The sequence below is a fragment of the Tistlia sp. genome (genome assembly GCF_040905785.1).
GTDB lineage: Bacteria > Pseudomonadota > Alphaproteobacteria > Kiloniellales > DSM-21159 > Tistlia.
Genome location: NZ_JBBDQW010000006.1, coordinates 1 through 19497, shown reverse-complemented (window position 1 = coordinate 19497; position 19497 = coordinate 1). Strand labels below are relative to the sequence as shown.

18 protein-coding genes are annotated in these 19497 nt (G+C 70.0%); 2 read left to right on the top strand and 16 right to left on the bottom strand.

All coding sequences use genetic code 11. The features are described from left to right. Positions 1–100 precede the first annotated feature (100 nt). On the top strand, positions 101–751 hold the full coding sequence (locus WD341_RS01510) for a DsbA family oxidoreductase (protein ID WP_368423640.1): 651 nt from the start codon (positions 101–103) through the stop codon (positions 749–751). Positions 752–981: 230 nt separating this feature from the next. Further along, positions 982–2274, top strand: coding sequence for an NCS2 family permease (locus tag WD341_RS01505; protein WP_368423639.1), 1293 nt, complete (start codon positions 982–984; stop codon positions 2272–2274). Positions 2275–2547: 273 nt separating this feature from the next. Here the strand turns inward: WD341_RS01505 and WD341_RS01500 are convergent, their stop codons facing one another. The 16 genes from WD341_RS01500 to WD341_RS01425 all read right to left on the bottom strand — a co-directional run. Further along, a complete protein-coding gene (locus tag WD341_RS01500; protein WP_368423638.1) occupies positions 2548–2802 on the bottom strand; it encodes a DUF1467 family protein in 255 nt (84 codons plus the stop codon). A 6-nt stretch (positions 2803–2808) separates the two neighbouring features. After that, positions 2809–3213 carry a methylmalonyl-CoA epimerase gene (gene mce / locus WD341_RS01495; protein WP_368423637.1) on the bottom strand — a complete coding sequence of 135 codons (405 nt, stop codon included), beginning with the start codon at positions 3211–3213 and terminating at the stop codon, positions 2809–2811. A gap of 218 nt (positions 3214–3431) precedes the next feature. Beyond that, positions 3432–5120, bottom strand: coding sequence for a ribonuclease J (locus WD341_RS01490; RefSeq protein WP_368423636.1), 1689 nt, complete (start codon positions 5118–5120; stop codon positions 3432–3434). Next, a complete protein-coding gene (locus tag WD341_RS01485) occupies positions 5117–5917 on the bottom strand; it encodes a type III pantothenate kinase (protein WP_368423635.1) in 801 nt (266 codons plus the stop codon). The genes WD341_RS01490 and WD341_RS01485 overlap by 4 nt, the downstream gene beginning before the upstream one ends. A 76-nt stretch (positions 5918–5993) precedes the next feature. Then, on the bottom strand, positions 5994–6785 hold the full coding sequence (locus tag WD341_RS01480) for a biotin--[acetyl-CoA-carboxylase] ligase (protein ID WP_368423634.1): 792 nt from the start codon (positions 6783–6785) through the stop codon (positions 5994–5996). Continuing rightward, positions 6782–8239, bottom strand: coding sequence for an NADH-quinone oxidoreductase subunit NuoN (gene nuoN / locus WD341_RS01475; protein WP_368423633.1), 1458 nt, complete (start codon positions 8237–8239; stop codon positions 6782–6784). Before nuoN ends, WD341_RS01480 begins: the two co-directional genes overlap by 4 nt. Positions 8240–8261: 22 nt before the next feature. Beyond that, positions 8262–9803 (bottom strand): NADH-quinone oxidoreductase subunit M, encoded by a 1542-nt coding sequence (locus WD341_RS01470; protein ID WP_368423632.1) that lies wholly within the window; start codon positions 9801–9803, stop codon positions 8262–8264. 10 nt (positions 9804–9813) lie between these two features. Continuing rightward, positions 9814–11754, bottom strand: a complete 1941-nt coding sequence (gene nuoL / locus WD341_RS01465; protein WP_368423631.1) for an NADH-quinone oxidoreductase subunit L — start codon at positions 11752–11754, stop codon at positions 9814–9816. Positions 11755–11764: 10 nt separating this feature from the next. Further along, positions 11765–12076: an NADH-quinone oxidoreductase subunit NuoK gene (gene nuoK / locus WD341_RS01460; protein WP_368423630.1), complete on the bottom strand. Its 312-nt coding sequence runs from the start codon at positions 12074–12076 to the stop codon at positions 11765–11767. Further along, complete coding sequence (locus WD341_RS01455; protein WP_368423629.1) at positions 12076–12690, bottom strand: NADH-quinone oxidoreductase subunit J; 615 nt, start codon at positions 12688–12690, stop codon at positions 12076–12078. The genes nuoK and WD341_RS01455 overlap by 1 nt, the downstream gene beginning before the upstream one ends. A 90-nt stretch (positions 12691–12780) precedes the next feature. Beyond that, positions 12781–13269 (bottom strand): NADH-quinone oxidoreductase subunit NuoI, encoded by a 489-nt coding sequence (gene nuoI, locus WD341_RS01450; RefSeq protein ID WP_368423628.1) that lies wholly within the window; start codon positions 13267–13269, stop codon positions 12781–12783. A 39-nt stretch (positions 13270–13308) separates the two neighbouring features. Further along, on the bottom strand, positions 13309–14319 hold the full coding sequence (nuoH, locus tag WD341_RS01445; protein ID WP_368423627.1) for an NADH-quinone oxidoreductase subunit NuoH: 1011 nt from the start codon (positions 14317–14319) through the stop codon (positions 13309–13311). A gap of 22 nt (positions 14320–14341) precedes the next feature. Next, positions 14342–16435 (bottom strand): NADH-quinone oxidoreductase subunit NuoG, encoded by a 2094-nt coding sequence (gene nuoG, locus WD341_RS01440; protein ID WP_368423626.1) that lies wholly within the window; start codon positions 16433–16435, stop codon positions 14342–14344. 43 nt (positions 16436–16478) lie between these two features. Beyond that, on the bottom strand, positions 16479–17792 hold the full coding sequence (gene nuoF, locus WD341_RS01435) for an NADH-quinone oxidoreductase subunit NuoF (RefSeq protein WP_368423625.1): 1314 nt from the start codon (positions 17790–17792) through the stop codon (positions 16479–16481). Further along, positions 17779–18429 (bottom strand): NADH-quinone oxidoreductase subunit NuoE, encoded by a 651-nt coding sequence (nuoE, locus tag WD341_RS01430; RefSeq protein ID WP_368423624.1) that lies wholly within the window; start codon positions 18427–18429, stop codon positions 17779–17781. Before nuoE ends, nuoF begins: the two co-directional genes overlap by 14 nt. Beyond that, positions 18426–19497 (bottom strand): NADH-quinone oxidoreductase subunit D (locus tag WD341_RS01425; RefSeq protein WP_368423623.1); only part of this gene is annotated, 1072 nt, incomplete at its 5' end. The genes WD341_RS01425 and nuoE, both read right to left, overlap by 4 nt.

Sequence of the window (19497 nt, the reverse complement as noted above, 5' to 3'; positions counted from 1 at the left end):
CCCCCGGGGTGTAGAAGCCGGGCGCGGGCAGGACTGGGCCGGTCCGGCGGACGTGCTAGACTCGTAAGCTGTTCCGACAGGGTCCCGCAGGAGCCGAGCCATGCAGATCGACATCTTCTCAGACACCATCTGTCCCTGGTGCTACATCGGCAAGAAGCGCCTCGACCGGGCGCTCGCCGAGCGTCCGCAGCCGGGGCTGACGATCCGCTGGCGCGCCTTCCAGCTCAATCCCGACATGGCGCCCGAGGGCATGGACCGGCAGGCCTACCTGGAGCGCAAGTTCGGCGGCGCGCGCGAGGCCGAGCGGGTCTACGCGCCGGTTCGCGCCGCCGGCGAGGAGGAAGGCATCGCCTTCGCCTTCGAGCGCATGAAGCGTACGCCCAACACCCTGCAGTCGCACCGCCTGATCCGCTGGGCCGAGCGCTTCGACCGCCAGACGCCCCTGGTCGAGCGGCTGTTCGAGGCCGCCTTCCTGGAGGCCGAGGACCTCGGCGACCCGGCGGTGCTGGCCGCGGCCGCCGGGGCGGCCGGCCTCGAGCGCGAGGCCGCGGCGCGCTTCCTGGCCGGCGAGGAGGAGGCGGAAGAGGTCCGTGCCGAGGACCTGCGCGCGCGCATGGCCGGCATCACCGGCGTGCCCTGCTTCATCTTCGAGGGCCGCTACGCCCTGCCCGGCGCGCAGCCACCGGAGGCGCTGCTGCAGATGTTCGACCTCGCCCAGCAGGGCGAGCTGGAGCGCGCCGCCGCCGGCTGACCGACGCCCGCAGGCAGCATCCGAGGCAGCCTCCGGGCGTCACATTCCTGTAGCGCGGCGGCCGGGCCGCACCTATCCTCGGCGCGGTTTTCGAGACCGCGCGGGGCAAGCGCGGCGAAGGGTCGGGGGAAGTCGGCCACGGCAGACGGTTCGCCTGTTCCGGCGGCGCGCTCGCGCGCCCCGCCGGCGTGCGGGCGCTTCGCGGACGCCTGCAGACCTGGAGGGGGCAAATGGAGAAGTTCTTCGGCCTGAAGCAGCAGGGAACGACGGTGCGCACCGAGGTGCTGGCCGGCGTCACGACCTTCCTGACCATGGCCTACATCACCTTCGTCAACCCGGCGATCCTGTCGGACGCCGGCATGGACTTCGGCGCGGTCTTCGTCGCGACCTGCCTGGCCGCCGCCTTCGGCACCCTGGTCATGGGGCTCTACGCCAACTATCCGATCGCGCTCGCGCCGGGCATGGGCCTCAACGCCTACTTCGCCTACGCCATCGTGCTCGGCATGGGCGTCGCCTGGCAGGCGGCGCTGGGTGCGGTCTTCCTCTCCGGCATCCTGTTCCTGATCATCTCGGTGCTGCCGGTGCGCGAGTGGATCATCAACGCCATCCCGCGCAGCCTGAAGCTGGCGATCTCCGCCGGCATCGGCCTGTTCCTGGCGATCATCGCGCTCAAGAACGCCGGCATCGTCGTCGACAACCCGGCGACCCTGGTCAGCCTGGGCGACATGACCGCCTGGCCGGCGATCCTGGCGATTCTCGGCTTCATGGTGATGGTCGCGCTGGACTGGCGCCGCGTGCCCGGCGCCATCGTCATCGGCATCCTGGCGGTGACCGTCATCGGGGTGCTGCTCGGGGTCTCGGAGTTCCAGGGCGTGGTCAGCCTGCCGCCCGATCCCTCCCCGGTGTTCCTCCAGCTCGACATCGCCGGCGCCCTGCAGCTCGGGCTGGTGACGATCGTCTTCGCCTTCCTGTTCGTCGACTTCTTCGACACCGCCGGCACGCTGATCGGCGTCTCGCACCGCGCCGGCCTGCTCGACGCCCAGGGCCGCCTGCCCCGGCTGCGCCGGGCGCTGCTCGCCGACTCGGGCGCGACCCTGTTCGGCGCGCTGGTCGGCACCTCGACGACGACCAGCTACATCGAGAGCGCCGCCGGCATCAAGGCGGGTGGGCGCACCGGCCTGACCGCCGTCGTCGTCGCGCTGCTGTTCCTGGCCTGCCTGCTGCTCAGCCCCCTGGCCCAGACCGTGCCGGGCTACGCGACGGCGCCGGCCCTGCTGTTCGTCGCCTGCCTGATGGCGCGCGGCCTGGCCGAGCTCGACTGGGAGGACGTCAGCGAGTACGCCCCGGCCGTGGTCACGGCCGTCGCCATGCCGCTGACCTTCTCGATCGCCGAGGGGCTCGGCTTCGGCTTCGTCACCTACGCCGGCATCAAGATCCTGGCCGGCCGCCCCCAGGATTGCTCGATCGCCGTCTACCTCGTCGCGGCGCTCTTCATCGTGAAGCTGGCGGTGCTCGGTGCGTAGGCAGCCTGCCCGCTGAGTGGGCAGATAAGTGAAGAATTTGCGTGACCGCGGGCGCTGCTTCGGCTATCAAGTTGCGGCATGAAGCCGCAAAGGCTCGGCAAGGCCCAAGTTTGGGGAGGATCGTCGCTCGGCACCCAATTCGACGCGACGCGTCAGCACAATGCGCGACTAAACGCGCTGCGACCTCGGCAGGATTCGGTCCTGCCGTTTTCTTTTCTGCCTCTTCCTTGAACGCTGCCTCTTTTCCGGGCTCCGCGAGCCAGGGAGCCCGCCTCAGTAGGGCGCGCGCTCGACCATGCCGCGGAAGGAGATCAGGCCGCTGTCGACGACCAGGAAGATCACGCCCCAGACCAGCGCGGCGAGCGCGGTGGTGATCAGGATCTTGCGCCACATCCGCGGGCGCTCCGGCGCCCCGGGCTCGTGGCCCGGCTCCGGGCTGTCGCTCGGCCGCACGCCCCAGGGCAGGACGCAGAACAGCGTCAGCCACCAGACCAGCAGGTAGACGACGACGCTTTCGAACCAGGTCACAGGGGGCTAGACCTGCTCGAGCTCGATCAGCGAGCCCAGGAAGTCCTTGGGGTGCAGGAACAGCACCGGCTTCCCGTGCGCGCCGATCTTCGGCTCGCCGTCGCCCAGGACCCGGGCGCCCTCGGCCTGCAGGCGGTCGCGCGCCGCCAGGATGTCCTCGACCTCGAAGCAGAGATGGTGGATGCCGCCGGCCGGGCTGCGCTCGAGGAAGGCGGCGATGGGCGAGCCCTCGCCGAGCGGGTGCAGCAGCTCGATCTTGGTGTTCGGCAGCTCGACGAAGACCACGGTGACGCCGTGGTCCGGCTCCGCTTGCGGCTCGGAGACCCTGGCGCCGAGCGTGTCGCGGTAGGTCGCCGCGGCGGCCTCCAGGTCCGGGACGGCGATGGCGACGTGGTTGAGACGGCCGATCATCCCTGTTTCTCCCCGCATGAGCGCCGCGCGCTTCCCTCTGCGCATTCACGCCCCTCGACAAGCTCGGGACGAAGCATCGCAGGGTGCGCGCCGCAAGCTCGCTTCATCCCGAACCGGGGAGGAAGCGGGCGACCGAGCCGACCTGGAGTCCGCTTCATCCCGAGCTTGTCGAGGGATGTGGGAGCAGGCTGCAACCGCATGGCACGCGCGCGCACCGGCTACTCCTCGAGCCGGATCAGCTGGACCTCGACGACCGGCCGGCGCCCGAGCTCGCGCTGCAGGACCCGGCGCACCGCCAGGCGCACCGCCTCGCCGAGCGCGTGGTCGTCGCGGCGGTCGTGGCGCGAGGCGCGGTGCACCGCCTCCTCGGCCGCGGCGACCACGGCCTCCTCGACCTCGGGCTCCTCGACGCAGTCGAACAGGCCCGCGGCGGCGATCCGCGGCTCGCTCAAGAGGTCGCCGTGGCTGTCGACGACGACGCCGATCACGGCCGAGCCCTCGCGCACCATCTTGCGGCGCTGGCGCAGCACCGGGCTGTCGGTGGTGCGCAGCGTCGTGCCGTCGACGACCATGCGCCCGGCGTGGACGTGGTCGACGATGGCGGCGCGGCCGGGCGCCAGGCGGACCACGGCGCCGTTCTCGGCGAGCACGACCTCCGGCACCTGGCAGGCGCGGGCCAGCTCGGCCTGGGCCGCCATGTGGCGCGACTCGCCGTGGACCGGGATCGCGATGCGCGGCCGCACCCACTGGTACATCTGGGTCAGCTCGTCGCGGCAGGGGTGGCCGGAGACGTGGATGCCCTCGGCCTCGCGGTCCGAGAGCACCTTGACGCCGCGTCGGCTGAGCGCGTTGTAGAGCGCGAAGATCGCCTTCTCGTTGCCCGGGATGACGCGGCTGGAGAACAGCACGGTGTCGCCCTCCTCCAGGACCACGTCGGGGTGGTCGCCGTTGGCGATGCGCCAGAGGGCGGCGCGCGGCTCGCCCTGGCTGCCGGTGCAGAGCAGCAGGACCCGGTCGCGCGGCAGGTGGCCGATCTCGCGCGCGTCGATCACCGCCGGCAGGTCCTTGAGGTAGCCGGCCTCGCGCGCCGCGGCGACGATGCGGTGCATCGAGCGTCCGACCAGGGCGACCTTGCGGCCGTGGGCCACGGCGAGCGTGATGATGGTCTCCAGGCGCGCGACGTTGCTGGCGAAGCAGGCGACGGCGATCCGGCCGCTGAGGCCGCCGAGCGTACGGTCCAGGGCCTCGCGCACGCTGCCCTCCGAGCCGGCGCTGCCCGGGACCAGGGCGTTGGTCGAGTCGCAGATCATCGCCAGGATGTCCTCGCCGGCGAGCTTCTGCAGGCGCGCCGCGTCGTAGGTCTCGCCGATCAGGGGGTCGTCGTCGAGCTTCCAGTCGCCGGTATGGAAGACCGTGCCGCAGGCGGTGTGCAGCAGCACCGCGTTGGGCTCGGGGATCGAGTGGGTCAGGGTCACCAGCTCGATCTCGAAGGGCCCGATCTTGAGGCGCCCCGAGAGCGGCACCTCGATCAGCTCGGCCGGCAGGGCGACGCCGTCGTCGCGCAGCTTGCGGCGCAGCAGGGCCGCGGTGAAGGGCGTCGCGTAGACCGGGCATTCGAGCTCGGGCCAGATGTAGGGCAAGGCGCCGAGGTGGTCCTCGTGGGCGTGGGTCAGCAGGATCCCGACCAGGTCGTCGCGCCGCTCCAGGATGAAGTCGGGATCGGGCATCACGACCTCGATGCCCGGCAGGTCGTGCTCGCCGAAGGCGACGCCGCAGTCGACCATCAGCCACTTGCCGGCATGGCCGTAGAGGTTGAGGTTCATGCCGATCTCGCCGGTGCCGCCGAGCGGCACGAAGAGCAGCTCGTCGGCACCGGGCTCGGCCGGGCGGCGCGGCTGGACGGTCATACCGCGACTCCCCTGTCGGCCTGCTGGCGCCGCGCCAGCGCCTGGTGCATCAGCATCAGGCCGCGCAGGGTCAGGTCGTCGTCGACCTCGTCGATGGCCGTCGTGGTGTCGTTGAACAGCGGCGCCAGGCCGCCGGTGGCGATCACCCGGTGCTCCTCGCCGCGCTCGGCCTTGATGCGCGCGATCAGGCCCTCGACCAGGCCGACGTAGCCCCAGAACACCCCCGACTGCATGGCCGAGACGGTGTCGTGGCCGACGACCTCGCGCGGCCGCTCCAGGGCGATCCGCGGCAGGCGCGCCGCCGCCGCATAGAGCGCGTCGATCGAGAGGTTGATGCCCGGCGCGATGATGCCGCCCGAATAGGCGCCGTCGGGGTCGACCAGGTCGAAGGTCGTGGCCGTGCCGAAATCGACGACAATCAGAGCGCCGCCATAGCTGCGGTGCGCGGCCACGGCGTTGGCGATGCGGTCGGCGCCGACCTGCTCGGGCCGGGCGATGCGGATCGCGAAGTCGCTGGCGGCGATCGCCTGCTCGACCGAGATCGGCTCGCGGCCCAGGTACTGCCGGCACAGCTGCTCGATCGGCCGCTGCACCGCCGGCACGACGTTGGAGATCATCGCCGCCTCGATCTGCTGCGGCGCCAGGCCGCCGAGCGACAGGAACTGGCTGAGCAGCACGGCGTACTCGTCGCCGCTGCGGCGGGCGTCGGTGGCGACGCGCCAGCGGCCGCGCTGGGTCTCGCCGTCGTAGACGGCGAAGACGACGTTGGTGTTGCCGATGTCGACGACGAGAAGCATCAGGTTCCTATCCCGGAGCGCGGGCGCGTGCGCCCCCGTTGCATGTGGGCGTGGCGTACGCCGAGGTCGAGGGGGGTCATGAGCCGCCGCCCGGCGCCGGCTCAAGCGGGAAGATCTCGCCGGCGGCGACGCGGCGCACCGTGCCGTCCTGCTCGAGCAGCAGGTGGCCCTCGGCGTCGAGGTCGCGAAAGATGCCCGACAGCCTCTCCTTGGGCAGGCGCACCTCGATCGGCTCTCCGAGCCGCTCGGCGTGGCGCAGCCAGGCGGCGCGCACCGGGGCGAAGCCCTCCTCGAGCCAGCGACTCGCCCAGTTCAGGAAGTAGCGCGCGAAGGCCTCCAGCAGGTCCTGCTCCCCGACTTCCGGCGGCACGCCCTCGTGGTGCAGCGAGGTCGCCGGATAGTTGGTCTCGGCGGGATGGTGCGCGACGTTGGCGCCGAGGCCAAGGATCAGCCAGTCGAGCTCCCCCTCCGGCGTCGAGCGCGACTCGAGCAGCAGGCCGCCGGCCTTCTTGCCGTTGACCAGGACGTCGTTGGGCCACTTGTAGGTGACGTTGATCGGCGGCGAGACGCTGCCGATCGCCTCGCCGAGCGCCAGGGCGGCGACGAAGCCGAGCTGCGCCGCCTCGCCCGGCCGGCACTGGGGGCGCAGCAGCAGCGAGAGGTAGAGGTTGCCGCGCGGGCTCTCCCAGCTGCGCCCGAGCCGGCCGCGCCCGGCGGTCTGCTCGCGCGCCCAGACCAGGGTGCCGTCCTCCTCGCCGGCCTCGGCCAGCCGGCGCGCCTCGTCCATGGTCGAGGCGACGGAGTCGAAGACGCGCAGCCGGTACGCCGGCGGCAGGCGCAGCGCGCGCTGGTCGCCGGCCTCGCTCATCCGGCGAACAGGGAGGAGGCCGCCGCGACCGCGCCGTCGACGATCAGGCTCGGCGCCAGGAAGAACAGCAGGATCGCCACGGCGGAGGCGCCCATCACCAGCCCGAGCTCGCGGCCGATCGGCTTGTCGAGCACCTCGGAGGGCTCGTCGAAGTACATCAGCTTGACGATGCGCAGGTAGTAGTAGGCGCCGACCACCGAGGTCAGAACGCCGATCACCGCCAGCGTGTAGAGCCCCGCCTCGATCGCCGCCAGGAACACGTAGAGCTTGCCGAAGAAGCCGGCGAGCGGCGGAATCCCGGCCAGGGAGAACATGAAGATGGCGAGCGCGGCGGCCATCATCGGGTGGGTCCGCGAGAGGCCGCGCAGGTCGTCGAGGCCCTCGACGCTGCGCTCGTTGACGCGCATCGCCAGCAGGCAGGCGAAGGTGCCCAGGGTCATGGCGAGATAGATCGTCATGTAGATGACGACGCCGCGCACGCCCTCCTCGGTGCCCGCGGCCAGGCCGACCAGGGCATAGCCGACGTTGCCGATGGAGGAATAGGCCATCAGCCGCTTGACGTTGCTCTGGGCGATGGCGGCGAAGGCGCCGAGGCCCATCGAGGCGATCGAGACGAAGATGACGATCTGCTGCCACTGCCCGACCAGGTCGGCGAAGGGGCCCATCAGCACGCGCACGAAGAGCGCCATGGCGGCGATCTTGGGCGCGACCGCCAGGAAGGCCGTGATCGCGGTCGGCGCGCCCTCGTAGACGTCGGGGGTCCACATGTGGAAGGGCACCGCCGAGATCTTGAAGGCGAGGCCGGCGGCGACGAAGACCAGGCCGACGATGAGGCCGATCGAGGCGCCGGCCGCCCCGCCCCCGGCGAAGGCCGCGGCCAGCTCGGTGAAGCCGGTCGTGCCGGCGAAGCCGTAGACCATGGAAAGGCCGTAGAGCAGCATCCCCGAGGACAGCGCGCCGAGCACGAAGTACTTGAGGCCGGCTTCGGAGGCGCGCAGGGAATCGCGCCGGATCGCGGTGGCGACGTAGAGCGACAGCGACTGCAGCTCGAGCCCCATGTAGAGGCTGATCAGGTCGTTGGCCGAGATCATCAGCAGCATGCCGAGGGTCGCGAACAGCAGCAGCACCGGCAGCTCCAGCCGGTCCATGCCCTCGCGCTCGACGTAGCGCCAGCCCATCAGGACGGTCAGGCCGGAGCCCGCGAGCACCAGCAGCTTCATGAAGTCGCCGAAGGAGTCCTTCACGAACAGGCCGTTGAAGTGGAGGCCGTCGCTGCCGAGCGGCAGGATCACCAGCAGCAGCGCGACGCCGAGCGCGGCCACGGAGAAGCGCATCACCGAGCGCGAGGCGCCGTCGCCGCTGAACACCCCGAACATGAGCAGGGCGATCGCCGAGCAGGCGAGGAACAGCTCGGGCGCCGCGGCGGCCAGGTCGAGCGTCAGGGTCGTCGGCACGGGACGGCTACTCCTCTGCGGGTCACGGCAGCAGCGCGGCGAGGTTGGGCAGCGCGGCGAGGTTGGGCAGCGTGCCGGGCTGCAGCGCCAGCTCGTAGTTCCGGATCAGGTTCTCGACCGAAGGCGCCATGATGTCGAGCAGCGGCGCCGGATAGACGCCGAAGAAGAGGGTCAGCGCGATCAGCGGCGCGAAGACGAGCTTCTCGCGCGGCTCCAGGTCGACCAGGGCCTTGAGGTCGGGCCGGGTCAAGGCGCCGAAGATGGTCTTGCGGTAGAGCCAGAGCATGTAGGCGGCGCCCAGCACCATGCCGCTGGCGGTCAGCAGCGCGACCCAGGCGCTGACCTGGAAGGCGCCGACGATGACCAGGAACTCGCCGATGAAGCCGCTGGTGCCCGGCAGGCCGACCGAGGCCAGCATGAAGACCATGAAGACCAGCGCATAGCGCGGCATGGTCGCGGCGAGGCCTCCGTAGCGGTCGATCTCGCGGGTGTGCAGCCGGTCGTAGACGACCCCGACGACCAGGAACAGCGCCGCCGAGACGACGCCGTGGCTGAGCATCTGGAAGATCGCGCCCTCCAGGCCCTGCTGGTTGAAGGTGAAGATGCCGACCGTGACGAAGCCCATGTGGGCGACCGAGGAATAGGCGATCAGCTTCTTCATGTCGTGCTGCACCAGCGCGACCAGCGAGGTGTAGACGATGGCGATCACCGAGAGCGCGAAGACCAGCGGCGTGAAGAACTGCGAGGCGTCGGGCAGCATCGGCAGCGAGAAGCGCAGGAAGCCGTAGCCGCCCATCTTCAGCAGCACGCCGGCCAGGATCACCGAGCCCGCGGTCGGCGCCTCGACGTGGGCGTCGGGCAGCCAGGTGTGGACCGGCCACATCGGCATCTTGACCGCGAAGGAGGCGAAGAAGGCGAGCCACAGCCAGAGCTGCAGGCCGGGGTCGAGGCGCACCTGCTGGCTGATCAGGGTCGGGATGTCGGTGGTCTCGGCGGCGATGTAGATGGCCAGGATCGCCAGCAGCATCAGGATCGAGCCGGCCAGCGTGAACAGGAAGAACTTGAAGGCGGAGTAGACCCGGCGCGGGCCGCCCCAGATGCCGATGATCAGAAACATCGGGATCAGCACGCCCTCGAAGAACATGTAGAAGACGACGAAGTCGAGCGCGCAGAAGGTGCCGACCATCAGGGTCTCGAGCACCAGGAAGGCGATCATGTACTCCTTGACCCGGTGCTCCATCTTCCAGCTGGCGAGTACGCAGATCGGCGTCAGCAGCGTCGCGAGCAGGACGAAGGGCATGGAGATGCCGTCGACGCCCATGTGGTAGGAGACGCCGAAGCTCTGGATCCAGGTCGCCTTCTCGACGAACTGGAACTGCGCGGTGCCGGGCTGGAAGCCGAACCAGATGAACAGCGACAGCACGAAGGTGATCAGGCTCGTCCAGAGTGCGACGTAGCGCGCGTTGCGCGCCACGACCTGCTGCTCGCCGCGCACGGCCAGGATGAAGCCGGCGCCGACCAGCGGCAGGAAGGTGACCAGCGAGAGAAGCGGCCAGGAACTCATCGGTCGTCCCTCACAGGGTGCTGAAGAGATACCAGGTGACCAGCACCACAACGCCGATCAGCATGACGAAGGCGTAGTGGTAGACGTAGCCGGACTGCAGCAGGCTGGCGCGCCGCGCCAGGACGCGCGCCGTCGCGGCGATGCCGTCGGGCCCGAGGCCGTCGATCACCCTGCCGTCGCCCGTCGTCCAGAAGCCGCGGCCGAGCCGCAGCGCCGGCTGCACCAGCGTGCGGTCGTAGAGCTCGTCGAAGTACCACTTGTGGAAGCTGAAGAGGTAGAGCGGCCGGAACCGCTCGGCCATCCGCGGCGCCAGCTCCGGGCGGCGCAGGTACATCAGCCAGGCCAGGGCGATGCCGCCCAGGGTCACGACCATCGGCAGCGCCTTGACCCAGAAGGGCACGTGGTGCGCCTCCTCGATGATATCCTCAAGCGCCAGCAGCGAGCCGCCCCAGAAGGCCTCCCTGCCCTCGCCGACGAAGGGCCCGTAGAGCAGCGCGCCGGCCAGCACCGCGCCGGCGGCGAGCAGGAACAGCGGCCAGATCATCACCCGCGGCGCCTCGTGGGCCTGCTCGTAGGCGTGGTGGTCGGCGCGGGTTGGCCCGTGGAAGGTCAGGAACAGCAGGCGGAAGGAATAGAAGGCGGTCATGAAGGCGGCGGCGATGCCGAGCCAGAAGGCGTAGCCGCCGGCCGCGCTGTGCGCCGCGTAGGCGGCCTCGAGCACCATGTCCTTGGAGTAGAAGCCGGCGAAGCCGATGCCCAGGCCCGGGATGCCGAAGCCGACCAGGGCCAGGGTGCCGATCCACATCAGGGCGTAGGTGACCGGGATCTTGCGCCACAGGCCGCCCATCTTGCGCATGTCCTGCTCGTGGTGCAGGGCGTGAATCACGGCGCCGGCGCCGAGGAACAGCAGCGCCTTGAAGAAGGCGTGGGTCATCAGGTGGAACATGGCGGCGCCGTAGGCCGAGACGCCGGCGGCGAAGAACATGTAGCCGAGCTGCGAGCAGGTCGAGTAGGCGATGACCCGCTTGATGTCGGTCTGGGTCAGGCCGACGGTCGCGGCGAAGAAGGCGGTCGAGGCGCCGACGATGGTGACGACGGTCAGGGCGTCGGGCGCGTACTCGAAGACCGGCGACAGGCGGCAGACCATGAAGACGCCGGCGGTAACCATGGTCGCGGCGTGGATCAGGGCCGAGACCGGCGTCGGGCCCTCCATGGCGTCGGGCAGCCAGGTGTGCAGGCCGAGCTGCGCCGACTTGCCCATGGCGCCGAGGAACAGCAGCAGGCAGATCACGGTCAGGGCGTGCAGCTCGAAGCCGAACAGGCGCAGCACCGTCTCGGCCTCGCCGGGCGCGGCCCGGAAGATCGGATCGTAGTCGACCGCGCCGAACAGCAGGAACAGGCCGGCGATGCCGAGCGCGAAGCCGACGTCGCCGACGCGGTTGACCAGAAAGGCCTTGATCGCCGCGGCGTTGGCGCTCGGCTTCTCGTACCAGAAGCCGATCAGCAGGTAGGAGGCGAGGCCGACGCCCTCCCAGCCGAAGAACATCTGGACCAGGTTGTCGGAGCTGACCAGCATTAGCATGAAGAAGGTGAAGAGCGACAGGTAGGCCATGAAGCGCGGGATCGAGCGGTCCTCGGCCATGTAGCCGACCGAATAGACGTGGACGACCGCCGAGACGACGGTCACGACGCAGAACATGACCGCGGTCAGGGTGTCGACGCGCAGCGCCCAGTTCAGCTCGAAGGCGCCGGAATCGATCCAGGTGAAGAGCTGCGTCGTGCGCGCGTTGCCGCCCAGGGCCACGTCGAAGAAGACGACGACCGAGAGCAGCGCCGCCAGGCTCAGCAGGCCGGCGGTGACGACCTGGCAGCCGCGGTCGCCGAGCAGCTTGCCCAGGAAGCCGGCCAGGATCGCGCCGACCAGCGGCAGGAAGACGATCAGGACGTCCATCGCGGCGGCCTCAACCCTTCATCATGTTGACGTCTTCGACCGCGATCGATCCGCGGTTGCGGAAGAAGACCACCAGGATGGCGAGTCCGATCGCCGCCTCGGCGGCCGCCACGGTCAGGATGAACATGGCGAAGACCTGGCCGACCAGGTCGTTCAGGTGCACCGAGAAGGCGACCAGGTTGATGTTGACGGCGAGCAGCATCAGCTCGATCGACATCAGGATGATGATGACGTTCTTCCGGTTCAGGAAGATGCCGAAGATGCCGAGCGTGAAGAGGATCGCGGCGACGGTCAGGTAGTGGGACAGGCCGATCTCGAGCATCACACGCCGCTCCCGCTGGTCACGTCCTTGACCTCGATGGCCTGGTCGCGGCGCCGGGCGACCTGGCCGGAGATCGACTGGCGGCGCACGCCCTCGCGCTGGCGCAGGGTCAGCACGATGGCGCCGATCATCGCGACCAGCAGGATCAGGCCGGCGATCTGGAACAGGTAGACGTACTGGTCGTAGAGCACGCGGCCGAGCGCCTCGGTGTTGGTGACCTGCTCGGGCGGCGGGATCGGCAGGCGCGCGGCGGCGCCGGCCTCCGGCGAGATCGCCCAGGCGCCGACCACCATGCCCAGCTCGACCAGCAGGATCAGGCCGACCAGGGCGCCGACCGGCAGGTACTGCAGGAAGCCCTGGCGCAGCTGCGCCACGTCGACGTCGAGCATCATGACCACGAAGAGGAACAGCACCGCGACCGCGCCGACGTAGACGACGACCAGGATCATCGCCAGGAACTCGGCGCCGAGCAGCACGAAGAGGCCGGCCGCGTTGAAGAAGGCCAGAATCAGGAACAGCACCGAGTGCACGGGATTGCGCGACGCGATGACCATCACGCCGGAGGCCACCACGATGGCGGCGAACAGGTAGAAGACGAGCGCCTGGACGATCATTCTGCGCCCTCCTTACGCGCTGTGGCTCGGTATTGCAAAACCCGCTCCCCTCTTCGCCGGCCGGCCGCGCCGGCGCCTGCCTGCCGCCGCTCAGCGGTAGGGCGCATCCGCCTCGATCGCCTGCGCCAGCTCGTATTCCCAGCGGTCGCCGTTCGCCAGAAGCTTGTTCTTGTTGTAGAAAAGCTCCTCGCGCGTCTCCGCGGCGAACTCGAAGTTCGAGCCCTCGACGATGGCGTCGACCGGGCAGGCTTCCTGGCAGAAGCCGCAGTAGATGCACTTGGTCATGTCGATGTCGTAGCGCGTCGTGCGCCGGCTGCCGTCGGCGCGCGGCTCGGCCTCGATGGTGATCGCCAGCGCCGGGCAGATCGCCTCGCAGAGCTTGCAGGCGATGCAGCGCTCCTCGCCGTTCGGATAGCGCCGGAGGGCGTGCTCGCCGCGGAAGCGCGGGCTGATCGCCCCCTTCTCGTAGGGATAGTTCAGCGTGACCTTCGGCTTGAAGAAGTAGCGCAGGGTCAGCCACATGCCCGAGAGCAGCTCGGTCAGCAGCAGCGCCTTCGCCGTGCGTTCGACGAACGCCATCGTGAGCCTACCTTTCGCTCGCTGGTGCGGCCGCGCCCGTCATTCGGGCAGCCAGCCGAAGGTGATCAGTGCGCCCGCCGTCAGCACCACCCAGAGCAGCGAGAACGGCAGGAAGACCTTCCAGCCGAGGCGCATCAGCTGGTCGTAGCGGTAGCGCGGGAAGGTCGCGCGCACCCACAGGAAGAGGAACAGGATCAGCGCGACCTTGCCGAAGAACCAGATCGGGCCCGGAATCCAGTTCAGCGGGGCGATGTCGAGCGGCGGCAGCCAGCCCCCCATGAACAGGATGACGGTCATCCCCGCCATCAGGATCATGTTGGCGTACTCGCCGAGGAAGAACAGCGCGAAGGTCATCGCCGAGTACTCGACGAAGTAGCCGGCGACCAGCTCCGACTCGCCTTCCGGCAGGTCGAAGGGCGCGCGGTTGGTCTCGGCCAGGGTCGAGACGAAGAAGATCACGAACATCGGCAGCAGCGGGATGCAGAACCACACGGTCTGCTGCGCCATCACGATGTCGGTCAGGTTCAGCGAGCCGACGCAGAGCAGCACGGTGATGATCACGAAGCCCATGGAGACCTCGTAGGAGACCATCTGCGCCGCCGAGCGCAGCGCGCCCAGGAAGGGGTACTTCGAGTTCGAGGCCCAGCCGGCCATGATCACGCCGTAGACGCCGAGCGAGGAGATCGCGAAGAGGAACAGGATGCCGACGTTGATGTCGGCCAGCACCCAGCCCGCCCCGACCGGGATCACCGCCCAGGCGACCATCGCCAGGCTGAAGGTCAGGATCGGCGCCAGGACGAAGACGACCCGGTTGGCGCCGGCCGGCAGGATGGTCTCCTTGAACAGCAGCTTGACGCCGTCGGCCATCGGCTGCAGCAGGCCCAGCGGCCCGACCACGTTGGGGCCCTTGCGCAGCTGCATCGCCGCGATGACCTTGCGCTCGGCATAGGTCAGGTAGGCGACGGCCAGCAGCAGCGGCACCAGGATCGCGAGGATCTGCGCCACGATGATGGCCGTCGGCCAGAGGTAGCCTTCCCAGAACACGTTCACGTTCGCCCGCTCCCCTGCCCGCTCAGCCTTCGGTGCCCGTGGCCGCCCGCTTGGGCAGCACGAAGGCCTCGGTGCACTTCGCCATGGTCGACGAGGCGCGGCTGATCGGGTCGGTCATGTAGAAGTTCGCGATCGGCAGCGTGAAGGGCGCCGCCGTCAGCGCCGACTCGGCGCGCTCGCTGCGCGTCGCGGTCAGCGCCTCCCAGGGCGCCGGCTCGACGCGGTCGAGAACGGCGAAGCTCGGCGCGACCTCGATCAGGCGCCGCCGCAGGTCGCCGAGGTTGTCGTAGGGCAGGCGCGTGCCGACCCGCTCCGAGAGCGCGCGCAGGATGGTCCAGTCCTCGCGCGCCTCGCCCGGCGGGAAGACCGCGAGGCGGCCGAGCTGGACCCGACCCTCGGTGTTGACGTAGGTCGCGTTCTTCTCGGTGTAAGCGGCACCCGGCAGGATCACGTCGGCGCGATGCGCTCCGGCGTCGCCGTGGTGGCCCTGGTAGACGACGAAGGCCTGGCCGAGACGCTTCATGTCGAGCTCGTCGGCGCCGAGCAGCCAGAGGAAGTCGAGCTCGCCGGCGCTCGCCGCCGCGAGGATGCCCGCGGTGTCGAGGCCGCCCTCGCCCGGCAGGAAGCCGAGGTCGAGGCCGCCGACGCGGCTCGCCGCGCGCTGCAGCAGGTTAAAGCCGTTCCAGCCCTCGGCCGCCGACTCGCCAGTCAGGCCGAAGCGCTCCGCGATCTGCAGGCAGAGGGCGTGGACCGCTGCGCCGTCGGGCCGGGCGACCGCGCCGGAGCCGAGGATCAGCATCGGGTGGCTGGCCTTGTCCAGGACCTCGGCGAAGGCGCCGCGGCCGGCCGCCAGCTCCTCGAGCGCCGCCGTGTCGTTGCCCAGGTGCCGGGTCTCGAAGGTCAGGTCGACCGGCTCGCCGATGACCGCGACCGGCAGGCCGCTGGCCAGGAAGCGCTTGCGCAGGCGGGCGTTGACCATGGCCGCCTCGTGGCGCGGGTCGGCGCCGACGATCAGCACGGCGTCGGCCCGCTCGATGCCGGCGATGGTGGTGTTGAACAGGTAGGTGAAGCGCGGCCCCTGCCCGACCCGGGCGCCGTCCTGCCGGCAGTCCAGGTTGGTCGTGCCGAGGCCGGTCATGAAGTCCTTCAGCGCCAGCAGCGATTCGGCGTCGCAGAGGTCGCCGGCGATGGCCGCCATGCGCTGCGGCGGCGTCGCCTCCAGGCGGGTCGCGATCGCCTCGAAGGCCTCGTCCCAGCGCGCCGGCCGCAGCTTGCCGTCGAGCCCGCGCAGGTAGGGCTGGTCGAGACGCTGGCGCGCCAGGCCGTCGCAGGCGTGGCGCGTCTTGTCGTTGATCCACTCCTCGTTGACGTCCTCGTGGATGCGCGGCAGCACGCGCATCACCTGGCGGCCGCGGGCGTCGACGCGGATGTTCGAGCCGACGGCGTCGAGCACGTCGACGCTCGGCGTCTTGCGCAGCTCCCAGGGCCTGGCGGCGAAGGCGTAGGGCGCGCTGGTCAGGGCGCCGACCGGGCAGATGTCGACGAGGTTGCCCGACAGCTCGGAATCGATCGCCCGCTCCAGCGTCGAGATCTCGGCGTTCTCGCCCCGATTGAGCAGGCCGATGTCCTCGACGCCGGCGATCTCTGTGGCGAAGCGCACGCAGCGGGTGCACTGGATGCAGCGGGTCATGATCGTCTTGATCAGCGGGCCCATGTACTTCTCGCGGACCGCGCGCTTGTTCTCCAGGAAGCGGCTGCGGTCGTAGCCGTAGGCCATGGCCTGGTCCTGCAGGTCGCACTCGCCGCCCTGGTCGCAGATCGGGCAGTCGAGCGGATGGTTGATCAGCAGGAACTCCATGACGCCGTTGCGCGCCTTCTTGACCTTCTCGCTGTCGGTGTTGATGACCATGCCGTCGGCGGCCGGCATGGCGCAGGAGGCGATCGGCTTCGGCGCGCGCTCCATCTCGACCAGGCACATGCGGCAGTTGCCGGCGATGGTCAGGCGGTCGTGGTAGCAGAAGCGGGGAATCTCCGCGCCCGCCAGCTCGCAGGCCTGCAGCACCGTGATCCCGTTGGGGACCTCGATCTCGCGGCCGTTGATGGTCAGCTTCGGCATGGCCTACCCATTTCCTGCTGCGCTCTGGAGCCCGGGGCCGCGCTCATTCGGCCGCGACCGGGGCGGCGGCGACGGTGGCCGGCGCCTGCTTGCGATACTCGAGGATGCGGCGCTCCATCTCCGGGCGGAAGTGCCGGATCAGGCCCTGGATCGGCCAGGCGGCGGCGTCGCCGAGGGCGCAGATCGTGTGGCCCTCGACCTGATAGGACACGTCGAGCAGCATGTCGATCTCCTCGACCGAGGCCCTGCCCTGCACCATCCGGGTCATCACCCGGTACATCCAGCCGGTGCCCTCGCGGCAGGGCGTGCACTGGCCGCAGGACTCGTGCATGTAGAAGTGGCTGAACCGGCAGATCGCCTCGACGATGTCGGCCGAGCGGTCGATGACGATGACCGCCGCCGTGCCCAGGCCCGACTTGACCTCGCGCAGCGAGTCGAAGTCCATCAGCACCTCGGAGCAGACGTCGCGCGGCAGGCAGGGCACCGAGGAGCCGCCGGGAATCACCGCCTGCAGGTTGTCCCAGCCGCCGCGCCCGCCCCCGGCGTGCTTGTCGATCAGCTCGCGCAGCGGGATGCCCATCTCCTCCTCGACGTTGCAGGGCCGGTTCACGTGGCCCGACAGCGAGAAGATCTTGGTGCCGGTGTTCTTCGGCCGCCCCAGGGCCTTCCACCAGTCGGCGCCGCGCCTGAGGATGGTCGGGGCGACCGCAATGGTCTCGACGTTGGTCACCGTCGTCGGGCAACCCCAGACGCCGACGCCGGCCGGGAACGGCGGCTTCAGGCGCGGCTGGCCCTTCTTGCCCTCCAGCGACTCCATCAGGGCGGTCTCCTCGCCGCAGATGTAGGCGCCGGCGCCGCGGCTGACGTGGATGTCGAAGGCCCAGCCCGAGCCGCAGGCGTCGCTGCCGAGCAGCCCGGCCTCGCGGGCCTGGAGGATCGCCGCCTCGAGCCGCTGCAGCGGCTCCCAGTATTCGCCGCGGATGTAGATGTAGGCGGTGTGCGCGCCCATCGCGAAGCCGGCGAGCAGGCAGCCCTCGAGCAGCAGGTGCGGGTCGTTGCGCAGGATCTCGCGGTCCTTGCAGGAACCCGGCTCCGACTCGTCGGCGTTGACGACCAGGAAGTGCGGCCGCGCCGGGTCGGGCTCCTTGGGCATGAAGGACCACTTGAGACCGGCCGGGAAGCCGGCGCCGCCGCGCCCGCGCAGCTCGGAGTCCTTGACGATCTCGACGATCTTCTCGCGCCCGAGCGCCAGCAGGTCCTTGGTGTTGTCCCAGACGCCGCGCTGCCGCGCGCCCTCCAGGCCCCAGTCCCGCTGGCCCCAGAGGTTGAGGAAGACGCGGTCCTTATCCTGCAGCATCGGCGGCTCCCCCGGGTGCGGTGCCCTTGGCGAAGGTGTCCTTCAGGCTGGTCGGCCCGTCGGCGTTGAGCGAGCCGAGCCGGCCGTTCTGCGGGCCCGGCGTCGGCCGCTCGCCGCCGCGCAGCGCCTCGATCACCTGCCGCGCGCTCTCCGGCGTCAGGTCCTCGTAGTAGTCGGCGTCGTTGACCTGGAACATCGGCGCGTTGCAGCAGGCGCCGAGGCACTCGACCTCGACCACGGTGAAGAGCCCGTCCTCGCTGGTGCCGCCGAGCCGGGCGACGCCGGCCGTCTCGAGGCAGGCCCGGCTGATCTCGTCGGAGCCGCGCAGCCAGCAGCTCGTCGTGCGGCAGACCTGGATGACGTGGCGGCCGACCGGCCGGGTGTAGAGCATCGTGTAGAAGCTGACGACCTCGTGGACGCGGATCGGCGCCATGCCGAGGTACTGCGCCACGTACTCGATCGCCTCCTCGCTCAAGTGCCCGCCGTTCTGCGCCTGCGCCAGATAGAGCAGCCAGATCACCGCGCTCGCCTGCTTGCCCTCGGGGTAGCGGGCGATGTAGGCGCGGGCCTTCTCGTCGTTCTCGGGCGTGAAGGCGAAGTCGCCGGCCTGCGGCGCCAGGTAGGTGGTGACCTTCATCGGTCGATCTCTCCGAAGACGACGTCCATCGAACCCAGGATCGCCACGGAGTCGGCCAGCATGTGGCCCTTGCAGCAGAAGTCCATGGCCGACAGGTGCGGGAAGCCCGGCGCCCGGATGCGGCAGCGGTAGGGCTTGTTGGAGCCGTCCGAGACCAGAAACACGCCGAACTCGCCCTTCGGCGCCTCGACCGCGCCGTAGGCCTCTCCGACCGGCACGTGGTAGCCCTCGGTGTAGAGCTTGAAGTGGTGGATCAGCGCCTCCATCGAGCGCTTCATCTCGGCGCGGCGCGGCGGCGTGACCTTGTGGTTGGGCACCATCACCGGGCCCTCGGGCATCTGGTCCAGGCACTGCAGGCAGATCGCGACCGACTGGCGCATCTCCTCCATGCGGATCAGGTAGCGATCGAAGCAGTCGCCGTTCTTGCCGATCGGAACCTTGAACTCCATGCGGTCGTAGACCTCGTAGGGCTGCGACTTGCGCAGGTCCCAGGCGAAGCCGCTGCCGCGCAGCATCGGGCCGGAGAAGCCCCAGTCGAGCGCGTCTTCGGGCGCGACCACGCCGATGTCGACCGTGCGCTGCCGGAAGATCCGGTTGCCGTCCAGCAGCGACTCGAAGTCGTCGATCAGCTTCGGGAAGTCCTCGCAGAAGCGCCGGATGTCCTCGGCCAGGCCGGCCGGCAGGTCCTGGTGCACGCCGCCCGGCCGGAAGTAGGCCGCGTGCAGGCGCGCGCCCGAGACCCGCTCGTAGAACTCCATGATCTTCTCGCGCGCCTCGAAGCCCCAGAGCAGCGGGGTCATGGCGCCGACGTCGAGGGCGAAGGTCGTGATGTTCAGCAGGTGGTTGGCGATCCGGGTCAGCTCCGAATAGAGCACGCGGATGTACTGGGCGCGCAGCGGCACCTCGAGCCCGAGCAGGCGCTCGGTCGCCAGCGCGAAGGCGTGCTCCTGGTTCATCGGCGCGACATAGTCGAGCCGGTCGAAGTAGGGCACGGCCTGCAGGTAGGTCTTGTACTCGATCAGCTTCTCGGTGCCGCGGTGCAGCAGGCCGATGTGCGGGTCGGCGCGC

Excerpts from the sequence above, each read along its gene's own strand:
- WD341_RS01510 (WP_368423640.1), top strand. The coding sequence starts at position 101 with ATGCAGATCGACATCTTCTCAGACACCATCTGTCCCTGGTGCTACATC.
- WD341_RS01505 (WP_368423639.1), top strand. The coding sequence starts at position 982 with ATGGAGAAGTTCTTCGGCCTGAAGCAGCAGGGAACGACGGTGCGCACC.
- mce (WP_368423637.1), bottom strand. The coding sequence starts at position 3,213 with ATGATCGGCCGTCTCAACCACGTCGCCATCGCCGTCCCGGACCTGGAG.
- WD341_RS01490 (WP_368423636.1), bottom strand. The coding sequence starts at position 5,120 with ATGACCGTCCAGCCGCGCCGCCCGGCCGAGCCCGGTGCCGACGAGCTG.
- WD341_RS01485 (WP_368423635.1), bottom strand. The coding sequence starts at position 5,917 with ATGCTTCTCGTCGTCGACATCGGCAACACCAACGTCGTCTTCGCCGTC.
- WD341_RS01480 (WP_368423634.1), bottom strand. The coding sequence starts at position 6,785 with ATGAGCGAGGCCGGCGACCAGCGCGCGCTGCGCCTGCCGCCGGCGTAC.
- WD341_RS01470 (WP_368423632.1), bottom strand. The coding sequence starts at position 9,803 with ATGAGTTCCTGGCCGCTTCTCTCGCTGGTCACCTTCCTGCCGCTGGTC.
- nuoL (WP_368423631.1), bottom strand. The coding sequence starts at position 11,754 with ATGGACGTCCTGATCGTCTTCCTGCCGCTGGTCGGCGCGATCCTGGCC.
- nuoK (WP_368423630.1), bottom strand. The coding sequence starts at position 12,076 with ATGCTCGAGATCGGCCTGTCCCACTACCTGACCGTCGCCGCGATCCTC.
- WD341_RS01455 (WP_368423629.1), bottom strand. The coding sequence starts at position 12,690 with ATGATCGTCCAGGCGCTCGTCTTCTACCTGTTCGCCGCCATCGTGGTG.
- nuoI (WP_368423628.1), bottom strand. The coding sequence starts at position 13,269 with ATGGCGTTCGTCGAACGCACGGCGAAGGCGCTGCTGCTGACCGAGCTG.
- nuoG (WP_368423626.1), bottom strand. The coding sequence starts at position 16,435 with ATGCCGAAGCTGACCATCAACGGCCGCGAGATCGAGGTCCCCAACGGG.
- nuoF (WP_368423625.1), bottom strand. The coding sequence starts at position 17,792 with ATGCTGCAGGATAAGGACCGCGTCTTCCTCAACCTCTGGGGCCAGCGG.
- nuoE (WP_368423624.1), bottom strand. The coding sequence starts at position 18,429 with ATGAAGGTCACCACCTACCTGGCGCCGCAGGCCGGCGACTTCGCCTTC.